Source organism: Mycobacterium sp. 134 (assembly GCF_048282715.1).
In the GTDB taxonomy this organism is placed as follows: Bacteria; Actinomycetota; Actinomycetes; order Mycobacteriales; family Mycobacteriaceae; genus Mycobacterium; species Mycobacterium septicum.
The window spans coordinates 2394459-2419961 of the sequence record NZ_JBLVUN010000008.1 but is presented as its reverse complement, the minus strand read 5'-3'; the positions used below and the strand labels follow the sequence as shown (position 1 = coordinate 2419961).

Here is a 25503-nt window from a genome sequence, read left to right as displayed (position 1 = left end):
AGCGAGGCCTAACGTGAGGACATGGCAGAGCTCAGCAGGCGGACAGTCCTAGGTGGTGCGGCAGTGGCCGCCGGCGCGGCCGCGGTCGGATTCGGCGGCTACGAACTGCTGGGCAGACGCGGCCCGGATACGGCCGGCCGGCCCAACATCCTCGTCGTCATCGTCGACCAGATGCGGGCCCCGCAGTGGTTCCCCGATACCCAGCAGCTCGGCGCGTTGTTGCCGAGCCTGGACCGGCTGCGCGCCCGCAGCACCTCGTTCGGCTCGCACTACAGCGCGTCGAACATGTGCACGCCGTCGCGCGGGGTGCTGACCACCGGGCTGTACTCCCACCAGACCGGGTGCCTGTACACGGGCGAAGGCCCCACCGAGTCGACGCTGGCGGCCCGGTTCCCGACCTGGGGGACGATGCTGCGCGACGCCGGCTACCGCACCTGGTGGTGGGGCAAGTGGCACCTGGGCAGCGTGGCCGACAACACCCCCGACGGCCTGGACGTCCACGGCTTCTCCGGCGGCACGTACCCGTCCCCCAACGGAGCACCGAACCAGGGCCTGCAGCAGGACCCGTCGATCGTCGATCAGTTCGCCGGGTGGTTCGACGCGCACGCGAACGAGGGCCCCTGGTGCACGACCGTGTCCCTGGTCAACCCGCATGACATCTGCTGGTGGCCGAAAAATCCTTTGCCAGAAGACGTTCCGCACCGGTTCAGTGCGAAGCCGGTCAACTTCGAGACCGCCGATGACCTGCATCGCCGCGGGAAGCCGCAGTTGCAGATCGACTACATGAACTTCATGTCGCCGCTGATGACCGGCGCGATGGACTACACCGGGCCCGAGTCGGCCGCGCAGTGGGCGCGTTGCCTGGACATGTACCTGTGGCTGCATCAGCAGGTGGACACCCAGATCGGCCGCGTGCTTGACATCCTGGCGGCGCGGCCGGACATCGACGACAACACCGTCGTCGTGTTCACCTCCGACCACGGCGAGTACGCGGGGTCGCACGGCCTGCGCGGCAAGGGCGCCGCGGTCTACGAGGAGAGCATCCGGGTGCCGCTCTACATCCGCGACCCGTCGGGTCACCTGACACCCGACCCGGGCGACAGTCGCACCCAGCTGACTTCCAGCGCCGACCTGGCGCCGCTGTTGCTGACCATCGCGCACGGCGGGACGGACTGGCGCTCGGACTCCCGCTACTCCTACCTGGCGAGCCGCGCCGACATCGCCGGGATCGCCGCCGATGCGGCGGCACCGGGGCGGCCGTGGATCGCGCACGCCACCGACGACATGTCGGTGGAGGAGATGGCCGCCTTGATGAAATCCCCACTGGCAAAGAAGTTCTTCGGCACGGACGGCCCGCCCACCGAGATCCCGACGTCGGCACCCAGCCACATCGTGGCCGTGCGTACCCAGGATGCCAAGCTCGGCATGTACACGTACTGGAAGCCCGGCAGCATGGACATCGACACCTCGCGGCCCATCCAGCACGAGTTGTACGACTACTCAACCGATTCCGGTAGTCAGGAACTCGACAACCAGGCCGGCCGCAGTGCCAAGCAGGCCGACCTGCAGGCATTGCTCGACCACGAGGTGCTGCCCGAACTGCGGGCCCCGCTGCCGGAGTTCCTCAACGAGGCGCAGGAGCAGGGACTGGCGAACATGAAGGAGCTCGCCACGTTGCGCGGAGGCTGAGCCGACAAATACGGCACGGAGGCTGAGCCGACAAATGCAGCACGGAGGCTGAACCGGTAGCTGAAATCGCTTCCCGGCGCCGCCTGACGTACTAGCGTCCTTCCGACGGTCGTTGGTCCGCTAGGAGGTTGGCGTCATGCGCGTGTTGGTCACCGGCGGTACCGGATTTGTGGGTGGGTGGACCGCGAAAGCGATTGCCGACGCCGGTCATTCCGTCCGATTTCTGGTGCGCAATCCGGACCGGCTGCACACCAGCGTCGCCAAGCTCGGGGTCGACGTCGCCGACCACACGGTCGGCGACATCACCGACCGCGACTCGGTCATGCGTGCGCTCGAGGGTTGCGACGCCGTCCTGCACAGCGCGGCGCTGGTCGCCACCGATCCGAGCCAGACCGCGCAGATGATGAGCACCAACATGGACGGTGCGCGCAACGTTCTGGGCGGCGCGGCAGAACTCGGCCTCGATCCGATCATCCACGTATCGAGCATCACCGCGCTGTTCAACCCCGATGTGGAAACGCTGGAAGCGGACCTGCCGGTGTTCGGCGGCACCGACGGCTACGGGCGGTCCAAGGCGCAGGTCGAGATCTACGCCCGCGGAATGCAGGACGCCGGTGCGCCGGTGAACATCACCTATCCCGGCATGGTCATGGGTCCGCCGGTCGGCAACCAGTTCGGCGAGGCCGGCGAAGGTGTCGCCGCCGCACTGCAACTCGGCGCGATCCCCGGTCGCAGCGCGGCCTGGACCATCGTCGACGGTCGTGACCTGGCCGCCCTGCATGTTGCTCTGCTCGAGCCGGGCCGCGGACCCCGCCGCTATATGGCGGGCGGACACCGCATTCCGGTGGACCAACTCGCCAAGCTGCTCACCGAGGTCGGCGACAAGACCATGTTCGCCGTCCCGGTTCCCGACACCGTGCTGCGTGTCGCCGGACAGGTACTCGACCGGATGGGTCCCTTCCTGCCGTTCCAGACACCGTTCACCGAGGCGGGGATGCAGTACTACACGCAGATGCCGGCGTCCGACGACTCACCGAGCGAACGGGACTTCGGCATCACCTACCGTGATCCGCGAATCACGCTGGCCGACACCGTCGCCGGCTTTCGAGACCTCAACGGCTGACGGCCGGAAGCGGTCCGTTGAGGACCTGCTTCCGGCCGCCGGCCGTTGTTCGGTTGGTGTCAGTTCTCGCCGACCTGGCCTGCGGTCTGCACCATCGGGGCCGAGGGGGCCGCACCCCCGAGCTGGCGGGCCGCGAAATCAGCTGCCTGGATTGCCATCCCGTTGTCCTTGTAGGAGCTGTGGGCGGCGCGGCTCAGTCCCCCGGGCGCACAGATGGGGTCGCCGGGTGCGCACAGCTGGATGGTCTTGGCGACGTAGGGCGCACCGATGGCGATGGGCGGTGCGCTGCGGTCGGCCAGGCCCAGAACCCACTCGTCGGGTGTTCCGAACAGGGCCACCGCCGCGATGTGCGAGGCGATCGACGCCGGCATCGGGCCGCTGATACCGGCGGGCAGGACATACCCGGCCGGGACCGCGCTCGAAGTGGTGTAGCCCGCCACCGCGGCGCCCTGCGAGTAGCCGCCGAGCACGATCTTGGTCGCCGGGCAGGTCGCCGCGATCGACTGGATGCGGTTGCTGGCATCAGCGATGCCGTCGGCCGCCTGGCCGAAGTCCAGCGATGCCGGATAGTTCACGCCGTACACGTCGACCGTTTTGCCTGGCAGATCGGCGGTCAACGCGTCGACGAATGCCTGGCCGGTGGCGCCCACTCCGGGTGCCTCGTTGGTGCCACGGGCGAACACGACCTCGACGTCGGCGCACCCGTCGGCGGCATTGGCCGAGGCGATCGGGCCGGCCAGCGAGCCGAGCACCATGGCGGCCAGGGCGAAGACTGTGAAGACCGTGGACTGCGCCACCTTGGTGATTGAAGCGCCCGTGCGGGCTCGCTGCGGTGTGCTCATGAGATTTCTCCCCCAGTCCCTGTTTGCTGCGATTACCTGCTACAAGCGCGAGGCAGCGAATTCGATTCCGGAGGAGTCAAGTGATCTACGTCATCTGAGCAAATTGCGTGCGCCGGGATGGCACGGCGGCATTCCGGCGTTGAGGATGGGCGCTCGGGTGCCCGGCGTGGCGTCCGAAGGTCACGAACCGCTTTAATGGCTCGATGGCCACCTCGCGTGTCCGCACCACCGCACTGGGGTACGCGCTTGTCGCCCCCAGCCTGTTCGGCGTCGTCACGTTCTTGTTGCTGCCCATGCTCGTGGTGATCTGGCTGAGCCTGCAACGGTGGGACCTGCTCGGCCCGATCAAGTATGTGGGACTGGACAATTGGACGTCGGTGCTCACCGATTCGTCGTTTGCCACCTCCCTGGCGATCACGCTGCTGTTCGTAGTTCTGGTGGTGCCCACCCAAACCGCACTGGGACTGATCGCGGCGTCGCTGCTGGCCCGAGGCCTCCCCGGCACCGGCTTCTTCCGCACCGTGTACGTGTTGCCGTGGATCTGCGCGCCGCTCGCCATCGCGGTGTTGTGGAAATGGATCCTGGCGCCCACGGACGGGGCGCTGAGCACTGTGCTGGGCCGGCAGGTGGACTGGCTCACCGACCCGGGGCTGGCACTGCCGGTGGTGTCGGCGGTCGTGGTGTGGACCAACGTCGGCTACGTGACGCTGTTCTTCCTGGCCGGCATCCTCAACATCCCGGCCGACGTCCACAACGCCGCCCGCACCGACGGCGCCACCGACTGGCAGCGGTTCCGCCACATCACCCTGCCGATGCTGCGCCCGACCATGTTCTTCGTCCTGGTCACCGGAATTGTCAGCGCCGCGCAGGTATTCGACACCGTGTACGCACTGACCGCGGGCGGGCCCCAGGGCCGCACCGACCTGGTGGCCCACCGGATCTATGCCGAGGCGTTCGGTGCGGCCGCGGTGGGCCGCGCCTCCGTGATGGCCATCGTGCTCTTCGTCATCCTTGTCGGGATCACGCTCCTCCAGCACGTCTACTTCCGCCGCAGGATCAGCTATGACCTCACGTAACGCACTGATCTACGTGGGACTGCTCCTCGGCGCGGTGATCACGCTGCTGCCCTTCGGCCTCGGGTTGCTCACCTCGTTCACCTCGGCCCAGCAGTTCGCCACCGATCCTCCGCTGTCACTACCCGAGCCGCCGACGTTGGAGAACTACGCCGGGCTGTCCGACGCCGGGTTCGGACGCGCCATCGTGGTGACGGCCTTGATGACCGCCGTCATCCTGCTGGGCCAGCTGGTGTTCTCGGTGCTGGCCGCCTATGCCTTTGCCCGGCTGCAATTCCCCGGCCGCGACGCGTTGTTCTGGGTCTACATCGCCACGCTGATGGTGCCCGCGACGGTGACTGTGGTGCCGCTGTACCTGATGATGGCCGAGGCCGGGTTGCGCAACACCTTCTGGGCGCTGGTGCTGCCGTTCATGTTCGGCTCGCCGTACGCGATCTTCCTGCTGCGCGAGTACTTTCGGTCCATTCCCGGCGATCTGATCAATGCCGCTCGCCTCGACGGCGCCCACACGCTGGACGTGATCACCCATGTGGTGGTACCCGCCAGCCGGCCGATCCTCGTCACCTTGGCGTTGATCACCGTGGTGAGCCAGTGGAACAACTTCCTGTGGCCGCTGGTGATCACCAGCGGCAGCAAGTGGCAGGTGCTCACGGTCGCGACGGCCGGGTTACAGACGCAGTACAACGCCCAGTGGACGCTGGTGATGGCGGCGACCACGGTGGCGATCGTGCCGCTGATCGTGTTGTTCATCGCGTTCTCGCGCAACATCGTCCGTTCGATCGTCGTGACGGGGATCAAGTGATCACCGAAATCAACGCCATGGTTGTGATATCGCCGCGGCATCGACCATTGCGTCCATCTCGCGGCAAGGAGCGGCCATGAGACGCTCCACCCTCCTGGCCGCGGGACTGGCACTGACCATGGCCGTGCTGCTCGTCTTCGCCGTGCTGCTGGGCCACACGACCGAACCCGAAGGGCGCACCGTGGTCACCGTGCGCCTGTGGGACCCGCAAGTCGCGGCGGCCTATCGGGAGTCCTTCGCCGAGTTCGGCAAGGAACACCCCGACATCGAGGTGCGGGTCAACACCGTCGCCTATTCGGCGTACTTCGACAGCCTGCGCACCGATGTGGCCGGCGGGAGCGCCGATGACATCTTCTGGCTGTCCAATGCCTACCTCGCCGGTTATGCCGACAACGGCCGGCTGCTCGACATCGGACAGACATTGGGCGCCAACGCCGCCCGGGCCTGGGAACCCTCGGTGGTCAACCAGTTCACCCGGAACGACGCGCTGTGGGCGGTTCCGCAACTGACCGACGCCGGTATAGCGGTGTACTTCAACGCCGACCTGCTCGACGCCGCGGGAGTGGACCTCGCCGAACTGACCACGCTGCGGTGGTCGAACGGACCCGACGACACCCTGCGGTCGCTGGCGGCCAGGCTGACCGTGGACGAGCAGGGCCGTTCGGCCGGCACCGACGGTTTCGACGCCGGCCGCATCCGCCAGTGGGGCTACAACGCCGCCAACGACCTTCAGGGCATCTACCTCAACTACATCGGCTCTGCGGGCGGCATCTTCACCATCGGCGACCGCTTCGCGTTCGACAACCCGCAGGCCGTCGAGGCGTTCACCTACCTGGTTCGGCTGATCAACGACGATCACGTCGCGCCGCCGGCAGCGGCCACCAACAGCAACGGCGACTTCTCCCGTAACGCCTTCCTGCAGGGCCGGATGGCCCTGTTCCAGTCCGGTACCTACAACCTGGCCGCCATTGCCAACCAGGCCCGGTTCCGGTGGGGTGTTGCGATGCTGCCTGCCGGGCCCAAGGGCCGGGTCAGCGTCACCAATGGCATTGCCGCAGCAGCGAACTCGGCGACCCGTCACCCCGATGCGGTGCGCGAGGTGTTGTCCTGGATGGGCAGCAAGCGCGGCAACGAATACCTGGGTGTCAAGGGTGCCGCCATCCCGGCCGTACTGCGGGCCCAGCCGGTCTACCGCAATTTCTGGAAATCGCGTGGAGTCGATGTCAGCCCCTTCTTCCTGGTGCTGCACGGGCCACGCATCCCGGCGCCGGGAGCCGCGGGCTTCCCGGCCGGATACCAGGCCCTCAAGCCGTATTTCGACGAGATGTTCCTGGGCCGCGGCGATGTCGAGCAGTCTCTGGCCGACGCCCAGTGGGCAGCCAATTCCGCAGCAGCCCGCTGAGCCGGCGCGAATTACCGACCCCTGACCGCCGGCACGTCGCTTACATTGGGCTGATGCCCCAGCACACCAGTGCATCCCGCCGCCACCGCATGACGGTGGCACTGTTTGCCGCGGCCTTGTTGGCTGCCGCGCCGGCCTGCGCAGCCGGGCACTCCCCCAATTCCTCGGCACCGGCGGCACCTCAGAGCGATGCCGGATTCGCCCCGGCCGCCCCGGTGCCCGAAGCCGGCCCGGGGATGAAGAACGCGCCGATACCCGCCGAGGTCAAGCGCGACATCGTGAAGACCGCATCGATGTCGATCACCGCAGGCAACCCGGCGGCGGTAGCGGACAAGGCCGTATCGCTGGCCACCGATGCCGGCGGCCGCGTCGACAGCCGCTCCGAGGATGCCGGCTCCAGTTCCGGCCGCGCCCATATCTCCCTGGCGCTGCGGGTCCCGGCCGCCAAACTCGAAGGCACCCTCGACGAGTTCAAGAAGCTCGGCACGGTCCAGACCGTCGAGGTCCGCGCCGACGACGTCACCTCGCAGCGCGTCGATCTCGACGCCCGCATCAAGGCACTGCAGACCTCGGTGGACCGGCTGCTGGGGATCATGCGGGACGCAAAGGATCCCGAGGCCCTGATCCAGGCCGAGAACGCGTTGTCACAGCGCCAGGCAGACCTCGACAGCCTGCGCGCGCAGCGTACCCAGCTGGGTGACCAGATCGACTACAGCACGGTCAATCTCGACATCACCGCAGAGCAGATCGGCGGCCCCGCCCCGCAGTATCGGGGGTTCTGGGGTCAGGTCGAACGCGGCTGGCACGGCCTGGTCTCGATGGCATCGGGGGCCGTGATGCTGTTCGGCCTGCTCCTGCCATGGCTGGCGGCCGTGCTCATCGCGGCTGTGGTCGTCGTGGCCGTCGTCCGGCTGACCAGGTCGCGTCCCAGGCAGACGTCAGCGGCGGGGCAGGCTGGTGGGCAGGACGGTCAGCTCCAGGGCCAGGGCGGTGCCACAGACGAGAACGAGGATGGCGAAGGCGATCCAGTCGCGCGACCGGGGTCGTGACGGTGCCGCCGAGATCTGGCCTGCCCCACCGCGCGCGGTGATGGCATCGCCCATCTCGTCGCCCCGGCGCAACGCCACGGTGACGGCGGCGGCCAGCAGATCGACCAGATTGGACACGCGTTGTTTGCGCCGGGCCCGGAACGTCTCGGCCGGTTCGACGGGGCGCAACCGATGGGCCGCATACAACGTGCGGAACTCGTCGATCAGCATCGGGAAAGCCCGCAGTGCCAACGCGATCGTCACCGCCCAGTCGTGCACGGGGATGCGGAACAGCCGTAGCGGGCGGCCCAACGTGGCCACCGCAGGGGCGACATCGGCGACATTCGTCGTCCAGGACACCAGGGCGCCCAGGCCCAACAGCACGATGGCCAGCGCCGTGACGCGCAGGTAGTTGAGCAGCCCGCCCAGACCGACCTGCACCGACCCGATGTCGATCACCGGGGAACCGCCCGCCAGTGCGGCGAGCGCCCCGCCCAGCGCCACCAGGATCCACAGAAAGAACGGAATCGACGGCAGCACGCCGCGCGGAATGTGCGCCAGCCTCGCCGTCACCAGGACCAGCACCGCGACAGCCGCGATCGGCACCCATCCGGGATAGAACGTCAGCAGAAGGCCGATGCCGGCGACGGCGAGCAGTTTTGTGCCTGCCCACAACCGGTGGATGACGGTGTCGCCGGGGACCGGGCGCAACAGCACGACGGGCTTGCGCTGTCCTCGCGTCGGCGCGGTCATCGGGTACCTCCGGCAGCTGTCGGGGCGAGGGCCAGTTCACCGTGATGCAGGTGCAGCGTGCGCGGGCACAGGCCCTCCAGGCCGGTGAAATCGTGCGAGATGACGACGACGGTCAGCCCGTTGTTGTGCCGCAGATCCTCAAGCAACCGCAGCAGTCCCCGTTGGCTGGCCGCGTCCAGTCCGGCCAGCGGCTCGTCGAGGATCAGCGCCCGCGGCGACCGGGCCAGCAATCCGCCCAGGACGACGCGACGCATCTGCCCGCCCGAGAGTTGGTCGATGCGGCGCTGCGCCAGTGCCGCATCCAATCCGACCATCTCCAGGGCACCCGCGATGCGGTCGTTCTCATGCGCCGAGAAGCCTGCGGCCGAGGCGATTTCACGTCCCACGGTGCTGCGCATCAATTGCAGCCTGGCGGCCTGGAACGAGATCGCCACCGAGCCCACTTGCTGTGCCACCGGCACCCCGTCGAGCAGGCACGCGCCGTAGGTCGGAACCGTCAACCCGGCCATGATCCAGGCCAGGGTCGATTTGCCCGAACCGTTCAGGCCGTGCACCAGGACCCCGTCACCTTCGTTGACGGTGAAGGTGATGTCACGCAAAGCCGTTTTCGCCCAAGGGGTTCCGCTGGCGTATTCGTGCCCGACGCCGGTCAGCTCCAGCACCGGCGCACTGCTGTGAGCGACGGGCGTGGCCGCGACCGGTACCGCGGAGGTCTGCACCATGTCGGTGTTGTCGGCGGTGCCGCCGTTGCCGCTGAGCTGCACCGTGCGGTCGGCCGAATCGGCCTCGTCGTTGTAGTGCGTGATGTGCACCAGCGACATCTGGTGATGTTCGGTCAGCCCGGACAACACGTTCATCAGGGTGTCGCGGCCCCGTTGATCGACCATGCTGGTGACCTCGTCGGCGATCAGCAACGAGGGTTCGCGGGCCAGTGCCCCGGCGACCGCGAGTCGTTGCAGTTCCCCACCGGACAATCCTCCGGTGTCACGTTCGGCCAGGCCGTCGAGCCCGACTTCGGCCAGGAGCCGCTCCACGTCGGCGGTCGCGCCGACGGGCAGACCCCACACCACGTCGTCGGCCACCCGGGTCCCGAGTACCTGGCTTTCCGGATGCTGCATCACCACTGCGGTGCCGCCGATGCGGCCCAGGCCCACGGCGCCGGCCCGTTCGATGCTGCCCGAAGTGGGTTGGCGTCCGGCCAACATGAGCATGAGAGTGGTCTTGCCCGAGCCGTTCGGGCCGGTGACCGCGACATGCTCGCCGGGCTGCAATTCCATCGACACCGGGCCCAGCGCGTCGCGCTCGACGCCTGGGTAGCGGAACCGCACATCGGTCAGCCGGGCCGGGACCGGAGCGATCGTCGCCCCGTCCTCCTCGCCGTCGGCGTCGAGTTTGTGGACGTCGGGGACCCCGAGCAGCCGGGCCAGGATCCGTGAGAGCGCCCACCAGCCGATCATGCTGACCGAGGTGATGCTGGTGATGCCGAGGAACAGCATCAACACGGGCCAGTAGTCCAGCATCGTCGCGAAGATGGTCCTGATCGGTTCGGCCGCCACGTCGACCACCGGGATGCGCTCGAGCACCTTGGCGATCCCTTCGATGCCCGCGCTGAGCGAGTCGAAGATCAGGCTGCGCAGCCTGGTCAGCACGGTCAGCGCCACGATGATCGCGGATCCGAACAGCGCCCCGGCCACGATGGCGGCGCAGAACGCCGTGCCGGTGCCGCGACCGCGGCGCTTGACCACGCCGGTCAGCCCGCCGATGTAGGCGCAGTCGACGACGGTCATCGCTCCGCCCATGCCGGCGATCAGGAAGGCGATCGTGCCGGCGGCGACGGTGGCGGCCAGCAGCACCCGCAGCCGGTAGCGGTAGGCCAGCAGCCCCATCGGCACCGTTCCCAGCACCGAGAGGCCGGCCGCGAACGGCACCACCACGGCGATGATCGCGGTGGCCGCACAGAGCGCCGCCATCACCGAAGCCTGCGCAAGCTCGCCGGGGGTGAGGCCGCGCCGAGGCGTCGTCGCCGGGGGTTTCGCGGTCATCGTTCGATTCTGCCAGCCGCGATCGCGGCCGTCGGGGGCCCGTCATGTGACCGAGAGCACGCGGGCCGACTAGACTACATAGTAAATCTATGTAAATATGATGGGCATGCCGACCCCGACCGAGGATGTAACGGTAACCGACGAATCCGCGCTGGGCGCCGACCTGCTGTCGGTCGTCGCCCGGTTGAACCGGCTGGCCACCCAACGCGCCCGGCTACCGCTGCCCTGGGCCCAGGCCCGGCTGCTGTCCACGATCGAGGACCAGGGCGAGGCGCGCATCTCCGACCTGGCCTATCTCGACCACTGCTCGCAGCCGACCATGACCACCCAGGTTCGCCGTCTCGAAGACGCCGGCCTGGTGTCACGCACCACCGATCCCGGCGATGCCCGCGCGGTGCTGATCCGGATCACCGAGCAGGGCCGCCGGACCCTGGATCAGGCCAGGGCGGATCGCGCCGCCGCGATCAACCCCCGACTTGAGCGGCTCAGCGCCGAGGAGCGCCAGACATTGGCGGCCTCCGTCGACATCATTCGGCGGTTGCTCACCGATGTCGCCGAGCATCCGCTCGCTCACGAAAACTAGATAGGAGTCACCGCCCTGATGTGGCGCCAACCCAAGGCCGTATGGGCCGTCGCTTTCGCCTCCGTCGTCGCCTTCATGGGCATCGGACTGGTCGATCCCATCCTCAAACCGATCGCCGACAACCTCAACGCCACGGCTTCGCAGGTGTCGTTGCTGTTCACCAGCTATATGGCGGTGATGGGTGTGGCGATGCTGATCACGGGTGTGGTGTCCAGCCGCATCGGCCCCAAGCGCACGCTGCTGCTCGGCTTGGTGATCATCATCGCCGGCGCCGGCCTGGCCGGGATGAGCGAGACCGTGATGCAGATCGTGGGCTGGCGCGCACTGTGGGGCCTTGGCAACGCCCTGTTCATCGCCACGGCGCTGGCCACCATCGTCAACTCCGCGAAAGGCTCTGTGGCGCAAGCCATCATCCTCTATGAGGCGGCGCTGGGCCTGGGCATCGCGATCGGCCCGCTGGTCGGCGGGGTGCTCGGTTCGATCTCGTGGCGCGGCCCGTTCTTCGGCGTCTCGGCGCTGATGGCCTTCGCCCTGGTGATCACGGCGTTCCTGTTGCCGGCCACCCCGCGCGCCGAACGTGCCACCACGCTTGCCGATCCGTTCCGGGCGCTGCGCCACCGCGGACTGCTCGGCGTCGCGATCACCGCGCTGCTCTACAACTTCGGTTTCTTCACCCTGCTGGCCTTCACCCCCTTCCCGCTGGACATGACCGCCCATCAGATCGGGCTGATCTTCTTCGGCTGGGGCCTGGCGTTGGCGTTCACCTCGGTGGTGGTCGCCCCGCGGCTGCAACACCGTTTCGGCACGGTGCGGGTGCTGATCCTCAACCTGCTCGCCTTCACGACGGTGCTGGCCGTGATGGCGGTGTGGACCGATTCCAAGACCGTCCTGGCATCGGGTGTGGTGGTCGCCGGCCTGTTCATCGGCATCAACAACACGCTCATCACCGAGACCGTCATGAAGGCGGCCCCGGTCGAGCGGGGTGTGGCCTCGGCGGCCTACAGCTTCCTGCGCTTCGGCGGCGCCGCGGTCGCGCCGTGGCTGGCCGGAGTGCTCGGCGAGCAGGTCAGTGTGCACCTGCCCTACTGGGTGGGCGCGGCCGCAGTGCTGGCCGGCGCCGGTGTGCTGACCCTGACGCGGCCGCACCTGGTCGGAATCGACGTCGAGGAGTCCGAACTCGACGAGCTGACCGACGAGGCCACCGCGGTCACCGTCGGCAGCGACACCTAGCCGCCGGGGGCGAATCCAGCCCCGAGCGCCGGCAAAGCTCCCCACAATGGGTGACATGTCGCAACAGTTCGACGGCGAGGCCCGGTTGTCGTGGGTTCTGGCCGGACTGGCCGGAGTGCTGGGGGCAGCCGCGTTCACCCATTCGGCGGGGTACTTCGTCACCTTCATGACCGGCAATACCGAGCGGGCCTTCCTCGGACTGTTCCAGGGTGAGGAGTGGCTGGCGATCGGGGCCGCACTGCTGTTGCTCTCCTTCGTCGGCGGGGTGGTGATCGCCTCGTTGTGCCGTCGCCACCTGTGGGTGAATCACCCCCATGGCGCGACCGTGCTGACGACGCTTGCGCTGGTGGTGTCCACCGTGGTCGACATCATCGAGCGCGGCTGGTCGGCCCGCGACGTTCCTTACGTCCCAATCCTGTTCGTGGCCTTCGGTATCGGCGCATTGAACACGTCATTCGTCAAGGATGGCGAGGTGTCGATCCCGCTGAGCTACGTGACCGGGACTCTGGTCAAGCTCGGGCAGGGAATCGAACGCCACATCAGCGGAGGCCAACTCAGCGACTGGCTGGGGTATTTCATGCTCTGGGCCGGTTTCGCCGGCGGCGCCATCGTCGGCGGCTTCATCAGCGTGGTGGTCAGCGGATCCCAGATGCTGCTGGTGGCCACCGTCGTCTGCGCGATCACCGCGGCGTATACGTACTTCTACTTCGATCGTCACGCGTTGTTGAAATAGCGCGCGGAGTCGGCCCTCTCGTCGAGATTGACGTGAGGGTCGCGATCCGGTGAGTTTCACGACCGTGGTGTCAATCTCGATGCGCCGAACGCGCCTACAAAGCGAACAACAGGAACTGCGTCACCTGGGTTGGTGAGAAATTGTCGTCGCTGACCGCGATCACCGACTGCCGACCGTCGGCCAGCTTGGGCCCCAACGTGATTCCCTCGATGTTGTCGAGGGGCATCAGACCTGGCGTGGTGGTCAGATCGGATAGCAGCGTCTTGGTCATCTCGGCGGAGCCCTCGACCACCTGAGCCTGGTAGATCCGCACCGCGACGTGCGTGCCGTAGCCGCGCTCGATCACCAGAAAGCTGCCGTCGTCGAGCGCGACCAGATCCGACAACCCGTTGTCTCCACGCGGCCCGGCGCTGACCGGGTCCAGCGGATAGGTGTACTGGCCGTCCACCGCCCCGGACGCCGCGTCGAAGCGGACGACGCGGGTGCGCGCACCGTGCTGCTCATCCGGTGGCGGACCGTCGTCGTCAGCCGGGCCCCTCCATGGCCGCCCAGAGATACCGGCCGTCCGGCGTGAGCGTGAGCCCTTCCAGCGTGCTGTTGCGTCGCGGACCGTGTTCATCGGCCGACATCCGGAACCCGTCGGGCAGGGCGAACTCGCCGAGGAAGCTGCCGTCGAGGGCGGCGCTCCGCACCCAGGGGTCCAGCAGGATCGGCGCACCCTGTCCCTCGACCCGCCGCTCCCCCTCGCTGGTCCAGTACAGGCGCTGCCTGCGCGCGTCGAAGGCGATCGCCTCGGGGTCGGGCGGCACCGCAGGCGGGTACACGTCGATGTTCAACGGGCCGAACGGCTGTGCGTCACGGTCCAGCCACGGATGGGTGGCGACGAACTCGACATCACCGATGCTGTTGTCCGACAGCGTGATCCGCGCGGTGTAGAAGCGCGCAGGGCCTTTGGCGGAGCGGTCGTCGCTGATGATGTAGTACAGGTCAGCGGCCTGGTCGTAGCTGATTCCCGACAGCCCGCCGATTACCGTGCCGTCCAGCACCGCTCCGGAAGGCACCTGACGCTGGCCGAGGTAGTCCAGTTGCGGCGTGGCGTGCGCCGGACCACACGCCGACAGCACCAGGGCGCCGGCCAGCAGGATTCGACGCAGCATCAGGTGATGACGGCGCCGACCAGGATGCCGACGGCGTAGGTCGCCGCGATCGCAACAGCCCCGAACAGCAGTTGCCGCAGCCCCGCGATGGCCACCGGCTTGCGGGTGAACTTCGCCGCCACCCCTCCGGCGATCAACAGACCCACCCCGCCGCAGGCCAGCCCGGCCCACAACGACTCGAAGCCGAGCAGATACGGAATGAGCGGGATGATCGCGCCGATCGCGAACAACACGAACGACGAGCCGCCGGCTATCCACGGCGACGGCTTCTCCGTCGGGTGGACCCCCAGTTCCTGCACGAGATGGAAGTTCAAGGCCCGGTGCTCGTCACGGTGGATCTCCTCGCTCGCCTTCACCGCGGTTTCGGGCGTCATCCCCATCTCCTGCAGCATGGCCACCAATTCGGCCTGCTCGGCCTCGGGGTACTTGCGAAACGACCTGCGCTCGACCCTGACCTCGGAATCGACCTGTTCGTTGGCCGTGAGCACCGAGGTGTACTCGCCGAGCGCCATCGAGAAGGCACCGGCCAGCAGTCCGGCCACACCGCTGAGCACCACGGTCTGAGCCGGAGCGCTGGCCCCGACACCCGCGATCAGCGCGGTGTTGCTGACCAGACCGTCCATCGCGCCGAAGGTTGCTGCTCGTAGCCAGCCTCCGGTGACGTCGGCATGGCGGTGATAGCTCACATGCGGCAAGCCTGTGGGAGACACCGATTTACCGACCGATTCCGGCATGCCGCCAGTCTTTCGCGGCGAGGTCGAGGTTGTCCAGGAAGGCTTGCCTTTCCGCAGATGCAGGGCCAACCGGCCTACTACAACCGTCACACGCGTTACCGTCGGATATGACCTCCACTGCCGAACATCTGCGAAATGCGCTGGACGGCCGCTGGCGCGACGTCAAAAACGCCATGCGGGCCAGGTTGTCCGACGAGATCTTCCGACCGCACTACACCCCCAACACAGTGATCGCCCGGGCGAAGGTGGGCGAGCAGCTCAAGATCATGGCCGCAGCCGGTGCTGCCGAGGACGGCTTCCGCAAGGAGCACGGCGGCAACGGCGACGTCGGCGCAGCCATCACTCAGATCGAGATGCTGGCCATGAGCGACCTGTCCCTGATGGTCAAGGCCGGGGTGCAGTGGGGCCTGTTCGGCGGCGCCATCGAGAACCTGGGCACCGAACGCCATCACAAGGCCTACGTCCGGCCGCTGATCGACCTGGACCTGTTGGGTTGTTTCGCGATGACCGAAACCGGCCACGGCAGCGATGTGCAGTCGCTGGAGACCACCGCCACCTACGATCCGGCGACCCAGGAATTCGTCATTCACTCCCCCACCCCCACCGCGCGCAAGGACTACATCGGTGGGGCCGCCGAAACCGCTCGGGTGGCAGCAGTTTTCGCGCAGTTGATCACTCCAGACGGCGAGGTCCACGGCGTGCATTGTCTCGTGGTACCGATCCGCGACGACGAGGGCAACGACCTGCCCGGGGTGACGACGTCGGACTGTCATTACAAGGGCGGGCTACCTGGCGTCGACAACGGCCGCATCGTGTTCGACCACGTACGGGTCCCACGGGAGAACCTGCTCAACCGGTACGCCGACGTCGCTCCCGACGGCACGTACAGCTCACCGATCGAAAACTCGGGGCGCCGGTTCTTCACGATGTTGGGCACACTGATCCGCGGCCGGGTCACCGTCGGCGGCAGCGCCGCTGCGGCGGCGCGGGTGGCACTGGACATCGCCACCCGATATGCGCTGGAACGCAGGCAGTTCGAGGCCCCGAAGAGCACCGAGGAAGTCCTCATCATGGACTACCTGGTGCACCAGCGCCGGCTGCTGCCGCTGATCGCCAAGTCCTACGCGCTGCAGTTCGCCCAGAACGAACTGGTGGCCAAGTGCCATGCGTTGCAGACTTCCGACGATCCCGACGCCGAGGAGCAGCGCGAACTGGAGGCCCGCGCGGCGGGCCTGAAAGCCGCCAACACCTGGCATGCCAGCCGCGCTATCCAGGAGGCTCGCGAAGCCTGCGGCGGCGCAGGCTATCTCGCCGAGAACCGGCTGATCGCCCTGCGCGCCGACACCGACGTGTTCACCACCTTCGAGGGCGACAACCATGTGCTCACCCAGCTGGTGGCCAAGGAGCTGCTCACCGCCTACGCCGACGACATCAAAGGCATGAGCCCGGTCGAATGGGTCCGGTTCGCAGCCAACTTCGCCGGTGAGCGGGTACTCAAACGCACTGCCGCAGAGACCATCATCCAGACCGTCCTGGACACCCGCCAGGACAACGAGGAGGAAGGCAGCCTGTTCAACCGCGGCACCCAGGTCAAGATGTTCGAGGACCGCGAGGAGTACATGCTTGCCTCGGTCGCGCGGCGGCTGCAGGGCAAGTCCAAGGAGATGTCGGCCTTCGACGCGTTCAACGCCGTACAGGACCATGTGCTGCACGCCGCTCAGGCGCACATCGACCGCGTCATCCTGGAAGCGTTCGTCGCCGGTATCGACGCCTGCGAGGACGAAACCGCTCGCGAACTCCTCGACGATGTCTGCGACCTGTACGCGCTGTCGGTGATCGAGGACGACAAGGCCTGGTTCATCGAACACCGCTACCTGTCCACCGAACGCGCCAAGGCCGTGACGCGCGGGATCAACGAACGCTGCCGCTCACTGCGCCCGCACGTCGAAACCCTCGTCGACGGGTTCGGTATCCCCGAGCAGCTGCGCTACGCGGCGATGCTCGACCCCGCCGAGCTGGTCAACGGCTGAGGCGCCTCAGGGCTTCGGAATCGGGTCGACGGCAACCAGTTTGCCGTCGTCCCCGATCCGGAACCGCACGGTGGCGATTCCGGTAGGCGACTTGGGTGAGTCGTGGCCCTGCTGCCACTGGTAGTTCACCACCACGCTGTCGTCGGCGTTGGTGACCACGTTGATGTAGGGCCGCGGCTCCGGGGTGGCCGGGCCGATGGGGGTCTGCCGGTCGAAGAACAGCAGCTGCCCGACGCTGTTGGGCTCCGGGTTGGTCTGGCCCACCTGGACCCAGTACAGCCGGCAGTTGCTGGTGTGCCCGGTGCCGATCTGGGTCCATTCCTTGCCCGCAGCGGGCGCGGGCAATTTGGCGATCTGATCGGCGACCGTGTCGGCGCTGGGGCCGTCCGACGGCGCGCAGGTATCGGGCTTCGGCGGCGGCGCGGACGACGGACTCCAGCCGCAACCAACCGCGAGGAAACCGATGAAGGCGACGATGGCGATCAGCCGTGGGTGCACTCCCCAAGGGTAGCCAATCAGACCGGCTCAACGAGTGGGCTGACGGCGGCGCGCCGATAGGTGACACTGTTTGCGATCTGACCGCTCACGACCACTGACCCCAAGGAGACACTGATGGCTTGGTTCCTCGCCATGGAAGGCCCCGCCAACAAGGCCGTCCTGTACCAACTGCAGGAATCAGTCAACGTCCAACAGATCGCCGAGGAGATGGCCAGCGCGGCCACCCTCGATCGCGCCGTCCCCGTCCCGGCCGTGCTCGCCAACAACCGGCAACAGGTGACGGTCTATGTGCGGCCAGCGGCTTGGGGCGTGTGGACGTTCTACCAACTGTCCGAAGAGGAGCGGAAAGCCCTCGCGTCGGCGTCCAATCCACTGGTGGAGGCGCTTACCCAGGCGGCCCGTCAGGCCCAGACCCGGCCCCAATCCTAGGGACTGGGGTTTGAGAACTTGCTCCCCCGATTGGACTCGAACCAATAACCGCCCGATTAACAGTCGGGAGCTCTGCCAATTGAGCTACAGGGGACTACCTTCCGCGGAAGCTCCGCGGCCGAGCGTTGACTCTAGCGTACGGACCGCCGCCGCCGCCAACTCGCTCCCAGACGGGCGCGTTGGGGCGGCGGTGAGGCAGGATGGAGCACACGCACCTGTCGTCTGGGAGGGACACTGTGATCCGCTATGCCGCCGTTATCGCCGTCGGCTACGTGCTGGGCGCCAAGGCCGGGCGACGTCGCTATGAGCAGATCGCCAGCACCTACCGTGCGGTGACCGCCAATCCGGCCACCAAGGCGGTGATCGACGCCGGACGACGCAAGATCGCCAAGCAGGTGTCGCCCGACCCGCAGTTCCTCACGCTGACCCCCATAGACGCAGAAACGTCGGTGTACTCCACCAAGGAGTCCACCGACGCTTCAGCGAAACGTAGCTGGTAGGGGCCTAGCCGATCCCCTGGTTGATCGACGTGCCCGGCAGCAGCGGACCGGTCACCACGCCGTTCTGACCGACGCCCACCCACGGCGTCCCGACGTTGGCGGGCATGCCGTTGGAGTAGGACAGGCACTTGCCGTCTTCTTTGTTGCCGAACCAGGCCAGGCAGGCCGGCTGGGCCGAGACCTCGGGGCCGGACGTGGACGTCGCGAGGAACGCCGGGGCAGCCGCTGCCGCCCCTGCGACCAGCGCGAATGCGCCGACTGCAACGTAACGCCGCGTCTGCGTGCTGAACAATGTCACCGGGATTGCCTCTTTCGCGTGTAGGGGCCCGACTGCCGTCACCCTATCGCGATGTGGGTGATCACGCAGTCAGGTCGTCGCCGCTGGCCTGTTCGAGCAGGCTGCGCCGGTAGGACTCCATGGCCACCAGGTCACCGAACAGAGCGTGATATTCGTCTCCCTGCTCCACCGGCGACATGCGTTGCAGCTTGGACTTCACCTCGGCGATCTGGCGGCCGACCCAAACTTCCTGCAGGCGGGCCAGCACGCTGCTGATGTAGCGCGGCAGGTGCTCGTCGTCCTCGACGTTGATGGCCTCGACGCCCAGCTCGTTGACCAGGCTGGCCGCCGCCGGCGACGTGGTCTGCTCGCGGACGGCCTCGATCCACTGGGCCCCGGATTTGCCCGATGCCGTGCCGCCCGCCGCCTCGATCGCCGAACGCACCGCGGCATACCCGGGGTGGGTGAAGCTCTCGACGGTCAGCGAGTCGAACACCGGTCCGGCGATCGCCGGATACTGCAGCGCGGCCTTGAGCGCCTCGCGCTGCGGCCACAGCGTCGGATCGGTCGGGTTGGGGCGCGACACCGGAGCCGCCGCTGGACTGGCCTGCTGCCGCGCGGGCTGACGTCGCGAGTCCTTGCGGCCGCCGCTGGCGTCCTCCCGCACCCGGCCGATCACCTGGGCGACGTTGTCCCAGCCGACCCAGCCGGCCAGCTGCCTGGCGTACTCGTCGCGCAGGGTCCGGTCCTTGATCCGGGCCGCGATCGGCACGCAGCGCCGCAGCGCCGCCACCCGGCCCTCGGCACTGTCCAGGTCATGTTCGGCCAGCGCGCTGCGAATCACGAACTCGAACAACGGGGTTCGCCGTGCCACCAGGTCGCGCACCGCACCGTCACCGGAACGCAACCGAAGATCGCAGGGATCCATCCCGTCGGGAGCCACCGCCACGAACGACTGCCCGGACAGGTTCTGCTCGCCCTCGAACGCCTTCACCGCGGCAGCCTGGCCGGCGGCGTCTCCGTCGAACACGTAGATCAACTCGCCGCGGAAGAAGTTGTCGTCCATCATCAGCCGGCGCAGCATCGACAGGTGCTGCTCACCGAACGCGGTGCCGCACGACGCCACCGCGGTGGTCACCCCGGCCATGTGCATGGCCATGACATCGGTATAGCCCTCGACGACGACGGCCTGATGCCCCTTGGCGATGTCACGTTTGGCGCGGTCCAGCCCGAACAGCACCTGCGACTTCTTGTACAGCACGGTCTCGGGGGTGTTGACGTACTTGGCCTGGTTCTGGTCGTCGTCGAACAACCGGCGCGCGCCGAAGCCGATGGTCTCGCCCGAGGACACCCGGATCGGCCAGAGCAGCCGGCGATGGAACCGGTCCATCGGTCCGCGCTTGCCCTCCCGGCTCAGTCCGGCCGCCTCCAGCTCCTTGAACTCAAAGCCCTTGCGCAGCAAGTGCTTTGTCAGCGTGTCCCACCCCGACGGCGCGAAGCCGCACCCGAACTGGGCAGCCGCGGCGGCGTCGAAGTTGCGTTCGGTGAGGTACTTGCGCGCCTCGGCGGCTTCGTCTGAGGTCAACGCCTCGGCGTAGAACTCCTGGGCTGCCGCGTTGGCGGCCAGCAGTCGGCTGCGGCTGCCCCGGTCGCGCTGGACGTTGGTGGTCGACGCGCCGGTGTAGGTGACGGTGTAGCCGACCTTGTCGGCCAGCAATTCGACCGCCTCGACGAACGTGACGTGCTCGATCTTCTGGATGAAGGCGTACACGTCGCCGCCCTCGCCACAGCCGAAGCAATGGAAGTGGCCGTGGTTCGGCCGCACGTGGAACGACGGGGACTTCTCGTCGTGGAACGGGCACAGGCCCTTCATCGAGTCGGCCCCGGCCCGCCTCAGCTGGACGTAGTCGCCGACGACATCTTCGATCCGGACTTTTTCACGGATGGCCGCGATATCGCGATCTGAAATCCGGCCGGCCACCGGCTCATTCTAGAGGTCGGGGTGAGCGTGCCTCGTGCACTCGTTCCAACCGGCTCTCTGTGTAGGACGCGATCTGGTCGACCACCACCCGTAGCCGGGCGCCATCGTCGGCGGCGAGGTCGAACTCTGGCGCGAACTGCGGGTCCAGACTGCCCGGCGCCTGCGCCCACAATGCGAGGGCGACTTCGTGGATGAGCGTGCGCTGATCGGCCTGGATCTGCAGGTGCCGGTGGTCGGACATGATGAACTGCAGCGCCAGCATCTTGAGCAACACCACCTCGGCCCGCACCAGCGGTGGCACGGACAGCTCGGCGTCAAACCGCCGCAACGGCCCGTCGCCGGCGACCGCCCGGGTCTGGGTGATCGCCGCATTGGCAAAGCGGCCGACGAGTTCACTGGTCAGGGTCTTCAGCGCCACCGAGGACGCCAGGGTTCCGTCGTACTTCCCCACTGCGGCCACCACCGGAACATGTGACAGCCGCTCGGCGGCGGCCAGTAGGTCGTCGCGACCGACCGTGGGAAACGATCTGGCGCCCAGGTCCGCCAGCGAGGCGGCGGCATCGGGATCGCCGAGCACCCGCAGGTCGATGCGCCCGGAGATGACGCCGTCCTCGACGTCGTGCACCGAATAGGCGACGTCGTCGGCCCAGTCCATCACCTGGGCCTCCAGGCACGGCCGCTCGGCGGGCGCGCCGGCTCGCACCCAGGCGGCGGCATCGGCATCGTCGTCGTAGAAGCCGTACTTCCTGCGGGTGCCGAAGCTGGGCCATGGATACTTGGCCACCGCGTCCAGCGCGGCCCGGGTCAGGTTGAGCCCGGCCGAACGCCCCTCGGCGTCAAGGACTTTGGGCTCCAGCCGGGTGAGGATCCGGAAGTTCTGGGCGTTGCCCTCGAACCCGCCGAACGGTTTGGCGATCTCGTCGAGGGCACGCTCGCCGTTGTGCCCATAGGGCGGGTGGCCGATGTCGTGGGCCAAGCCTGCCAGGTCGACCAGGTCGGGATCGCAGCCGAGTCCGATCGCCATACCGCGGCCGATCTGGGCTACCTCAAGTGAATGGGTGAGACGGGTGCGCGGAGTGTCACCGTGCCGCGGACCGACCACCTGGGTCTTGTCGGCCAGCCGCCGCAGCGCCGCGCTGTGCAGCACGCGGGCCCGGTCGCGGGCGAAGGCGGTCCGGTGCTCGGTGTCGGTTCCGGGCAGCGCAGCACCCTTGGGCGCCTCGACCACCAGACGTTGCCGGTCGAAGTCGCTGTAGCAGGCCTGCGTATCCGCGTTCACCGACGCACAGTCTGCCAGGAAGCGACGCTGAGACCCCGCAGCGCATTAGATTGACGGTCATGCGTATCGCCCGTGTGCTGTCCATGCTGCTCGCGATCCTGATTGCCGGACTGCTGGTCGCCCCCGGCGCCACCGCCGAACCGCCGTTGCGGCTGGCCACCCAACTCACTGACAACTCCGGGGCCCTCTCGGCAGCCCAGCGCGGCAACGTCCAGCGCGCGATCGACAGACTCTACGAGGAGCGCCACATCAAGCTGTGGGTGATCTTCACCGAGGATTTCGCCGGCCAGGGCCAGTCCGGCTGGGCCCAGAAGACCATGCAGCTGAGCGATTTCGGTGACGACGACGCGCTGCTCGCGGTCGCCACGGTGGACCGGGCGTTCGCCTTCCAGGTGCCCTCCACCGTCACCACCTCGGCCCGCGCCGACGACATCCGGCGCGACAGCATCACCCCGGCCCTGCGCCGTGACGACTGGGCCGGCGCGGCGATCGCAGCGGCCAACGGCCTGAACTCCCAGCCCGAATCCCCCGCCGCGCCCGGCATCTCGTGGCCGGGCGTGCTGATCGCCCTCGGCGTGATCCTGGTACTGGTCGGCCTGCTGTGGTGGTGGTCGCGCCGGCGCCGGGCCAAGCGCCGCCACGCCGAGTTCGAGGCCGCCAAGCGAGTCGATCCGACCGACGCCAACGCATTGGCCGCGGTGCCGCTGGAGGCGCTCGACGAGCTGTCCCGCTCGATCGTGGTCGACGTCGACAATGCCGTGCGCACCAGTGAGGCCGAGCTCGAACTGGCTGTCGAGGAGTTCGGGGCCAAGCGCACCGAGCCGTTCACCGCGGCCCTGGCGAACGCGAAAACCGCCCTGGCCCAAGCCTTCACCGTGCGCCAAACCCTCGATGACGACGTGCCCGAGACGCCGTTGCAGCAGCGGGAAATGCTGACCCGGGTGGTGGTGTCGGCAGCCAGGGCCGACCGTGAGCTCGACGCCCAGAGCCAGGCGTTCGAGCAGCTGCGCGATCTGGTGATCAACGCCCCGACGCGGCTGGACGCCATGACCCAGCAGATGGTCGACCTGACCGCCCGCATCGACCCGTCCCGGCAGACCCTGGACACCCTGCACACTCAGTTCGACGCGACCGCACTGACTTCGGTGGCGACCAATGTGGACACCGCCAAAGAGCGGCTGGCGTTCGCCGATCGCAGCATCACCTCGGCCCGCGCCCTGGTATCCCGGCCGGCCACCGACCAGACCGCACTGGTGGACGCGGTGCGCTCGGCCGAGTCGGCCCTGGACCAGGCCCGCACCCTGTTCGATGCGGTGGACAGCGCGGCGTCCGACATCAACCGGGCGCTGGCCGGCCTGCCCGCTGCCATCACCGACATTCAGGCCGGGATCGACCAGGCGAATTCGCTACTGGGGCAACCCGGTACGCCCCAGGCCGACAAACTCGGTGCTGCCCGTGACGCCGCGAAGAAGGCTGCCGACGATGCGGCGGCCAACGGGAAGGCAGACCCGCTCGGCACGTTCACCCGGCTGACCAAGGCCGATGCCGAACTCGATCAGCTGCTGGCCGGCGTGCACGAACAGCAGGAGGCTGCCGAGCGGCTGGCCCGGGCGCTGGAACAGGCGCTGTTCACCGCCCAGTCCCGGATCAAGGCGGTATCGGACTTCATCGAGACGCGGCGCGGCAGCATCGGACCGGAGGCCCGCACCCGGCTGGCCGAGGCGCAACGGCAGCTTCAGGCCGCCGAAGCCAAGCGGGCCGAGAATCCCAACGAGGCGGTGGCGCACGCCAACGGCGCGTCGACACTGGCCGCGCAGGCGCAGGGTCTGGCCAACGATGACGTGCGTGCCGCGCAGCGGTCGTACACCACGCAGTACGGCGGCGGTGGCGGCTCCGATATGGGTGCCGTACTCGGCGGCATCCTCATCGGCAATGTCCTGCGCGGCGGCGGCGGTTTCGGTGGCGGCTTCGGCGGAGGGTACGGGGGCGGCTGGGGCGGTGGCCGCAGCATGGGCCGCCCGACCTCCTATGGCGGCGCGTCGCATTCGTCGGGCCGCAGCTACGGCGGCGGTGGCGGTCGCTTCTGATCGCGCGCTAACTACGCGCCGTGTCGACAAGCGTGACCTCCGACGTCGCAACCGGAGTGCCGTCCTTGCGACGGAAGCCGATGCCCACGGGGTCACCGGTGTCCGTCTCGATGAAGCGGTAATCGCTGCTGTCCGGCCGGGCCAGGTGGACGTGACCCCACTGCCCGATCGCCGCCAACACCGGGATCAGGTCGTGTCCGGCGTCGGTCAGCACGTACCGACTGCGGGTCCGGTCACCCGGCTGCTGATAGTCGACGACGTCGAGGATGCCGGCCGCCACCAGTTCGGATAGCCGTGCGCTGAGTACGTCGGGGGCCACCCCCAGTTGTTCGCGGAACTCCGAGAATCGCGACTTGCCCATCAGCGCCTCACGGATGATCAGCATGGCCCACCGCTGCCCCAGCACCGACATGGTGCGGGCGATCGGACAGGCATTGTCAGTCCACGGATCGGTGCGCATGCCGATATTCTATCTGAGTTGGGAATACCTACTCAGCTGATTGACTTGACGAAGGTGATGTTCGTGCAGTCAACCGAGTTCCAAGGAGAATCGAAATGTCCCATCAGATCGAGGGCGCAACAGTAGTGGTCACCGGCGGGCAGAGAGGGCTGGGCAAAGCGATCGTGGACGAACTCCTCGCCCGCGGCGCCGCCAAGGTCTATGCCACGAGCCGTAGGCCCGAGCCGAGCAGCGACCCGAGGGTGGTTGTCGTCGAAGCCGAGGTCACCGACGCCGATTCGGTCGCCGAGCTGGCCGCACTCGCCGGTGACGCAACGATCGTCGTCAACAACGCCGGCGTAACCGGTGGGAAGTCACTGCTGCACAGCGACCTCGACGAAATCCGTTCCGTGCTCGAAACCAACCTGTTCGGCCCGTTGCGCGTGACGAGGGCATTCGGCCCCCAGCTGGCCGGGGCACACTCGTCAACATCGCCTCGGTGCTGTCGTGGCTGCCCGGCTTCGGCGCCTACGGCGTCTCGAAAGCCGCGCTGTGGTCGGCGAACAACTCGCTGCGCCTGGAGCTCGACGGCCAGGGCACCGATGTGATCGGCGTATACCTGGGCTACACCGATACCTCGATGATCGCCGATCTCGATGTCCCCAAGAACGATCCGGCCGACGTCGCGCGCCAGATCGTCGACGGCATCGAATCCGGAGCCACCGAGGTGCTGGCCGACGAACTCACCCGGCAGACCCGTGCCGGGGCGTTCGCCTGAGCCCGGGGAGGAAG

General features: G+C 67.9%; 24 protein-coding genes, 1 tRNA gene and 1 pseudogene. 14 read left to right on the top strand and 12 right to left on the bottom strand.

Features of this window, described 5'->3' with window-relative positions:
• Nucleotides 1–21 precede the first annotated feature (21 nt).
• Both ACNQVK_RS16325 and ACNQVK_RS16320 read left to right on the top strand, forming a co-directional pair.
• Nucleotides 22–1689: a sulfatase-like hydrolase/transferase gene (locus ACNQVK_RS16325; protein ID WP_418030344.1), complete on the top strand. Its 1668-nt coding sequence runs from the start codon at nucleotides 22–24 to the stop codon at nucleotides 1687–1689.
• 136 nt (nucleotides 1690–1825) lie between these two features.
• Complete coding sequence (locus tag ACNQVK_RS16320) at nucleotides 1826–2812, top strand: SDR family NAD(P)-dependent oxidoreductase (RefSeq protein ID WP_418030343.1); 987 nt, start codon at nucleotides 1826–1828, stop codon at nucleotides 2810–2812.
• A gap of 59 nt (nucleotides 2813–2871) precedes the next feature.
• Here the strand turns inward: ACNQVK_RS16320 and ACNQVK_RS16315 are convergent, their stop codons facing one another.
• Nucleotides 2872–3654: a cutinase family protein gene (locus ACNQVK_RS16315; RefSeq protein WP_418030342.1), complete on the bottom strand. Its 783-nt coding sequence runs from the start codon at nucleotides 3652–3654 to the stop codon at nucleotides 2872–2874.
• 203 nt (nucleotides 3655–3857) lie between these two features.
• On the opposite strand from ACNQVK_RS16315, the gene ACNQVK_RS16310 reads away from it, so the two are divergent.
• The 4 genes from ACNQVK_RS16310 (at nucleotide 3858) to ACNQVK_RS16295 (ending at nucleotide 7980) form a co-directional block, all read left to right on the top strand.
• Complete coding sequence (locus ACNQVK_RS16310; RefSeq protein WP_418030341.1) at nucleotides 3858–4730, top strand: carbohydrate ABC transporter permease; 873 nt, start codon at nucleotides 3858–3860, stop codon at nucleotides 4728–4730.
• Nucleotides 4717–5529, top strand: a complete 813-nt coding sequence (locus ACNQVK_RS16305; RefSeq protein WP_418030340.1) for a carbohydrate ABC transporter permease — start codon at nucleotides 4717–4719, stop codon at nucleotides 5527–5529. Before ACNQVK_RS16310 ends, ACNQVK_RS16305 begins: the two co-directional genes overlap by 14 nt.
• A gap of 76 nt (nucleotides 5530–5605) precedes the next feature.
• Nucleotides 5606–6931, top strand: coding sequence for an ABC transporter substrate-binding protein (locus tag ACNQVK_RS16300; RefSeq protein ID WP_418030339.1), 1326 nt, complete (start codon nucleotides 5606–5608; stop codon nucleotides 6929–6931).
• A 53-nt stretch (nucleotides 6932–6984) separates the two neighbouring features.
• A complete protein-coding gene (locus tag ACNQVK_RS16295; protein WP_418030338.1) occupies nucleotides 6985–7980 on the top strand; it encodes a DUF4349 domain-containing protein in 996 nt (331 codons plus the stop codon).
• Here the strand turns inward: ACNQVK_RS16295 and ACNQVK_RS16290 are convergent.
• Together ACNQVK_RS16290 and ACNQVK_RS16285 are read right to left on the bottom strand one after the other, a co-directional pair.
• Nucleotides 7870–8712 (bottom strand): energy-coupling factor transporter transmembrane component T family protein, encoded by an 843-nt coding sequence (locus tag ACNQVK_RS16290; protein ID WP_418030337.1) that lies wholly within the window; start codon nucleotides 8710–8712, stop codon nucleotides 7870–7872. The genes ACNQVK_RS16295 and ACNQVK_RS16290 overlap by 111 nt on opposite strands.
• Complete coding sequence (locus tag ACNQVK_RS16285; protein WP_418030336.1) at nucleotides 8709–10754, bottom strand: ATP-binding cassette domain-containing protein; 2046 nt, start codon at nucleotides 10752–10754, stop codon at nucleotides 8709–8711. Before ACNQVK_RS16285 ends, ACNQVK_RS16290 begins: the two co-directional genes overlap by 4 nt.
• 106 nt (nucleotides 10755–10860) lie before the next feature.
• Here ACNQVK_RS16285 and ACNQVK_RS16280 point away from each other — a divergent pair, with 106 nt between their 5' ends.
• The 3 genes from ACNQVK_RS16280 to ACNQVK_RS16270 are packed head-to-tail and all read left to right on the top strand — an operon-like array spanning nucleotide 10861 to nucleotide 13300.
• Nucleotides 10861–11337 carry a MarR family winged helix-turn-helix transcriptional regulator gene (locus ACNQVK_RS16280; protein WP_418030335.1) on the top strand — a complete coding sequence of 159 codons (477 nt, stop codon included), beginning with the start codon at nucleotides 10861–10863 and terminating at the stop codon, nucleotides 11335–11337.
• An 18-nt stretch (nucleotides 11338–11355) separates the two neighbouring features.
• Nucleotides 11356–12567 carry an MFS transporter gene (locus ACNQVK_RS16275; protein ID WP_418030334.1) on the top strand — a complete coding sequence of 404 codons (1212 nt, stop codon included), beginning with the start codon at nucleotides 11356–11358 and terminating at the stop codon, nucleotides 12565–12567.
• A 55-nt stretch (nucleotides 12568–12622) separates the two neighbouring features.
• Complete coding sequence (locus ACNQVK_RS16270; RefSeq protein ID WP_409552415.1) at nucleotides 12623–13300, top strand: YoaK family protein; 678 nt, start codon at nucleotides 12623–12625, stop codon at nucleotides 13298–13300.
• Between the two features lie 94 nt (nucleotides 13301–13394).
• On the opposite strand, the gene ACNQVK_RS16265 is transcribed toward ACNQVK_RS16270, so the two are convergent.
• From ACNQVK_RS16265 to ACNQVK_RS16255, 3 genes are read right to left on the bottom strand one after another with little or no spacing between them, the layout of a single operon-like run.
• Nucleotides 13395–13919 carry an esterase-like activity of phytase family protein gene (locus ACNQVK_RS16265; protein ID WP_418030333.1) on the bottom strand — a complete coding sequence of 175 codons (525 nt, stop codon included), beginning with the start codon at nucleotides 13917–13919 and terminating at the stop codon, nucleotides 13395–13397.
• Complete coding sequence (locus ACNQVK_RS16260) at nucleotides 13825–14457, bottom strand: esterase-like activity of phytase family protein (protein ID WP_418030332.1); 633 nt, start codon at nucleotides 14455–14457, stop codon at nucleotides 13825–13827. Before ACNQVK_RS16260 ends, ACNQVK_RS16265 begins: the two co-directional genes overlap by 95 nt.
• A complete protein-coding gene (locus ACNQVK_RS16255; RefSeq protein WP_418030331.1) occupies nucleotides 14457–15191 on the bottom strand; it encodes a VIT1/CCC1 transporter family protein in 735 nt (244 codons plus the stop codon). Before ACNQVK_RS16255 ends, ACNQVK_RS16260 begins: the two co-directional genes overlap by 1 nt.
• Before the next feature lie 107 nt (nucleotides 15192–15298).
• On the opposite strand from ACNQVK_RS16255, the gene ACNQVK_RS16250 reads away from it, so the two are divergent.
• A complete protein-coding gene (locus ACNQVK_RS16250) occupies nucleotides 15299–17221 on the top strand; it encodes an acyl-CoA dehydrogenase (protein ID WP_418030330.1) in 1923 nt (640 codons plus the stop codon).
• Nucleotides 17222–17227: 6 nt separating this feature from the next.
• Here ACNQVK_RS16250 and ACNQVK_RS16245 read toward each other — a convergent pair whose 3' ends face one another.
• Complete coding sequence (locus ACNQVK_RS16245; protein WP_418030329.1) at nucleotides 17228–17719, bottom strand: LppP/LprE family lipoprotein; 492 nt, start codon at nucleotides 17717–17719, stop codon at nucleotides 17228–17230.
• Nucleotides 17720–17833: 114 nt separating this feature from the next.
• Here ACNQVK_RS16245 and ACNQVK_RS16240 point away from each other — a divergent pair, with 114 nt between their 5' ends.
• Entirely contained in the window at nucleotides 17834–18148 is a 315-nt protein-coding gene (locus tag ACNQVK_RS16240) for a hypothetical protein (RefSeq protein WP_070189115.1), read from the top strand.
• Nucleotides 18149–18169: 21 nt separating this feature from the next.
• Here the strand turns inward: ACNQVK_RS16240 and ACNQVK_RS16235 are convergent.
• Nucleotides 18170–18242, bottom strand: a tRNA-Asn gene (locus ACNQVK_RS16235).
• Between the two features lie 142 nt (nucleotides 18243–18384).
• Here ACNQVK_RS16235 and ACNQVK_RS16230 point away from each other — a divergent pair.
• Nucleotides 18385–18648 carry a hypothetical protein gene (locus ACNQVK_RS16230; protein ID WP_418030328.1) on the top strand — a complete coding sequence of 88 codons (264 nt, stop codon included), beginning with the start codon at nucleotides 18385–18387 and terminating at the stop codon, nucleotides 18646–18648.
• A 4-nt stretch (nucleotides 18649–18652) separates the two neighbouring features.
• Here ACNQVK_RS16230 and ACNQVK_RS16225 read toward each other — a convergent pair whose 3' ends face one another.
• From ACNQVK_RS16225 to ACNQVK_RS16215, 3 genes are all read right to left on the bottom strand, one after another.
• The gene (locus ACNQVK_RS16225) at nucleotides 18653–18946 is read right to left on the bottom strand and encodes a DUF7155 family protein (RefSeq protein ID WP_205264042.1); all 294 of its coding nucleotides are present in this window, start codon (nucleotides 18944–18946) and stop codon (nucleotides 18653–18655) included.
• Nucleotides 18947–19007: 61 nt separating this feature from the next.
• On the bottom strand, nucleotides 19008–20906 hold the full coding sequence (dnaG, locus tag ACNQVK_RS16220; protein ID WP_418030327.1) for a DNA primase: 1899 nt from the start codon (nucleotides 20904–20906) through the stop codon (nucleotides 19008–19010).
• Nucleotides 20907–20910: 4 nt separating this feature from the next.
• Nucleotides 20911–22185 (bottom strand): deoxyguanosinetriphosphate triphosphohydrolase, encoded by a 1275-nt coding sequence (locus tag ACNQVK_RS16215; RefSeq protein WP_418030326.1) that lies wholly within the window; start codon nucleotides 22183–22185, stop codon nucleotides 20911–20913.
• A gap of 59 nt (nucleotides 22186–22244) precedes the next feature.
• On the opposite strand from ACNQVK_RS16215, the gene ACNQVK_RS16210 reads away from it, so the two are divergent.
• Nucleotides 22245–24272, top strand: a complete 2028-nt coding sequence (locus ACNQVK_RS16210; RefSeq protein ID WP_418030325.1) for a TPM domain-containing protein — start codon at nucleotides 22245–22247, stop codon at nucleotides 24270–24272.
• Between the two features lie 7 nt (nucleotides 24273–24279).
• Here the strand turns inward: ACNQVK_RS16210 and ACNQVK_RS16205 are convergent, their stop codons facing one another.
• The gene (locus ACNQVK_RS16205; RefSeq protein WP_418030324.1) at nucleotides 24280–24732 is read right to left on the bottom strand and encodes a winged helix-turn-helix transcriptional regulator; all 453 of its coding nucleotides are present in this window, start codon (nucleotides 24730–24732) and stop codon (nucleotides 24280–24282) included.
• A gap of 95 nt (nucleotides 24733–24827) precedes the next feature.
• Here ACNQVK_RS16205 and ACNQVK_RS16200 point away from each other — a divergent pair.
• Nucleotides 24828–25489 (top strand): annotated as a pseudogene (locus ACNQVK_RS16200) (SDR family oxidoreductase).
• Nucleotides 25490–25503: the final 14 nt, after the last annotated feature.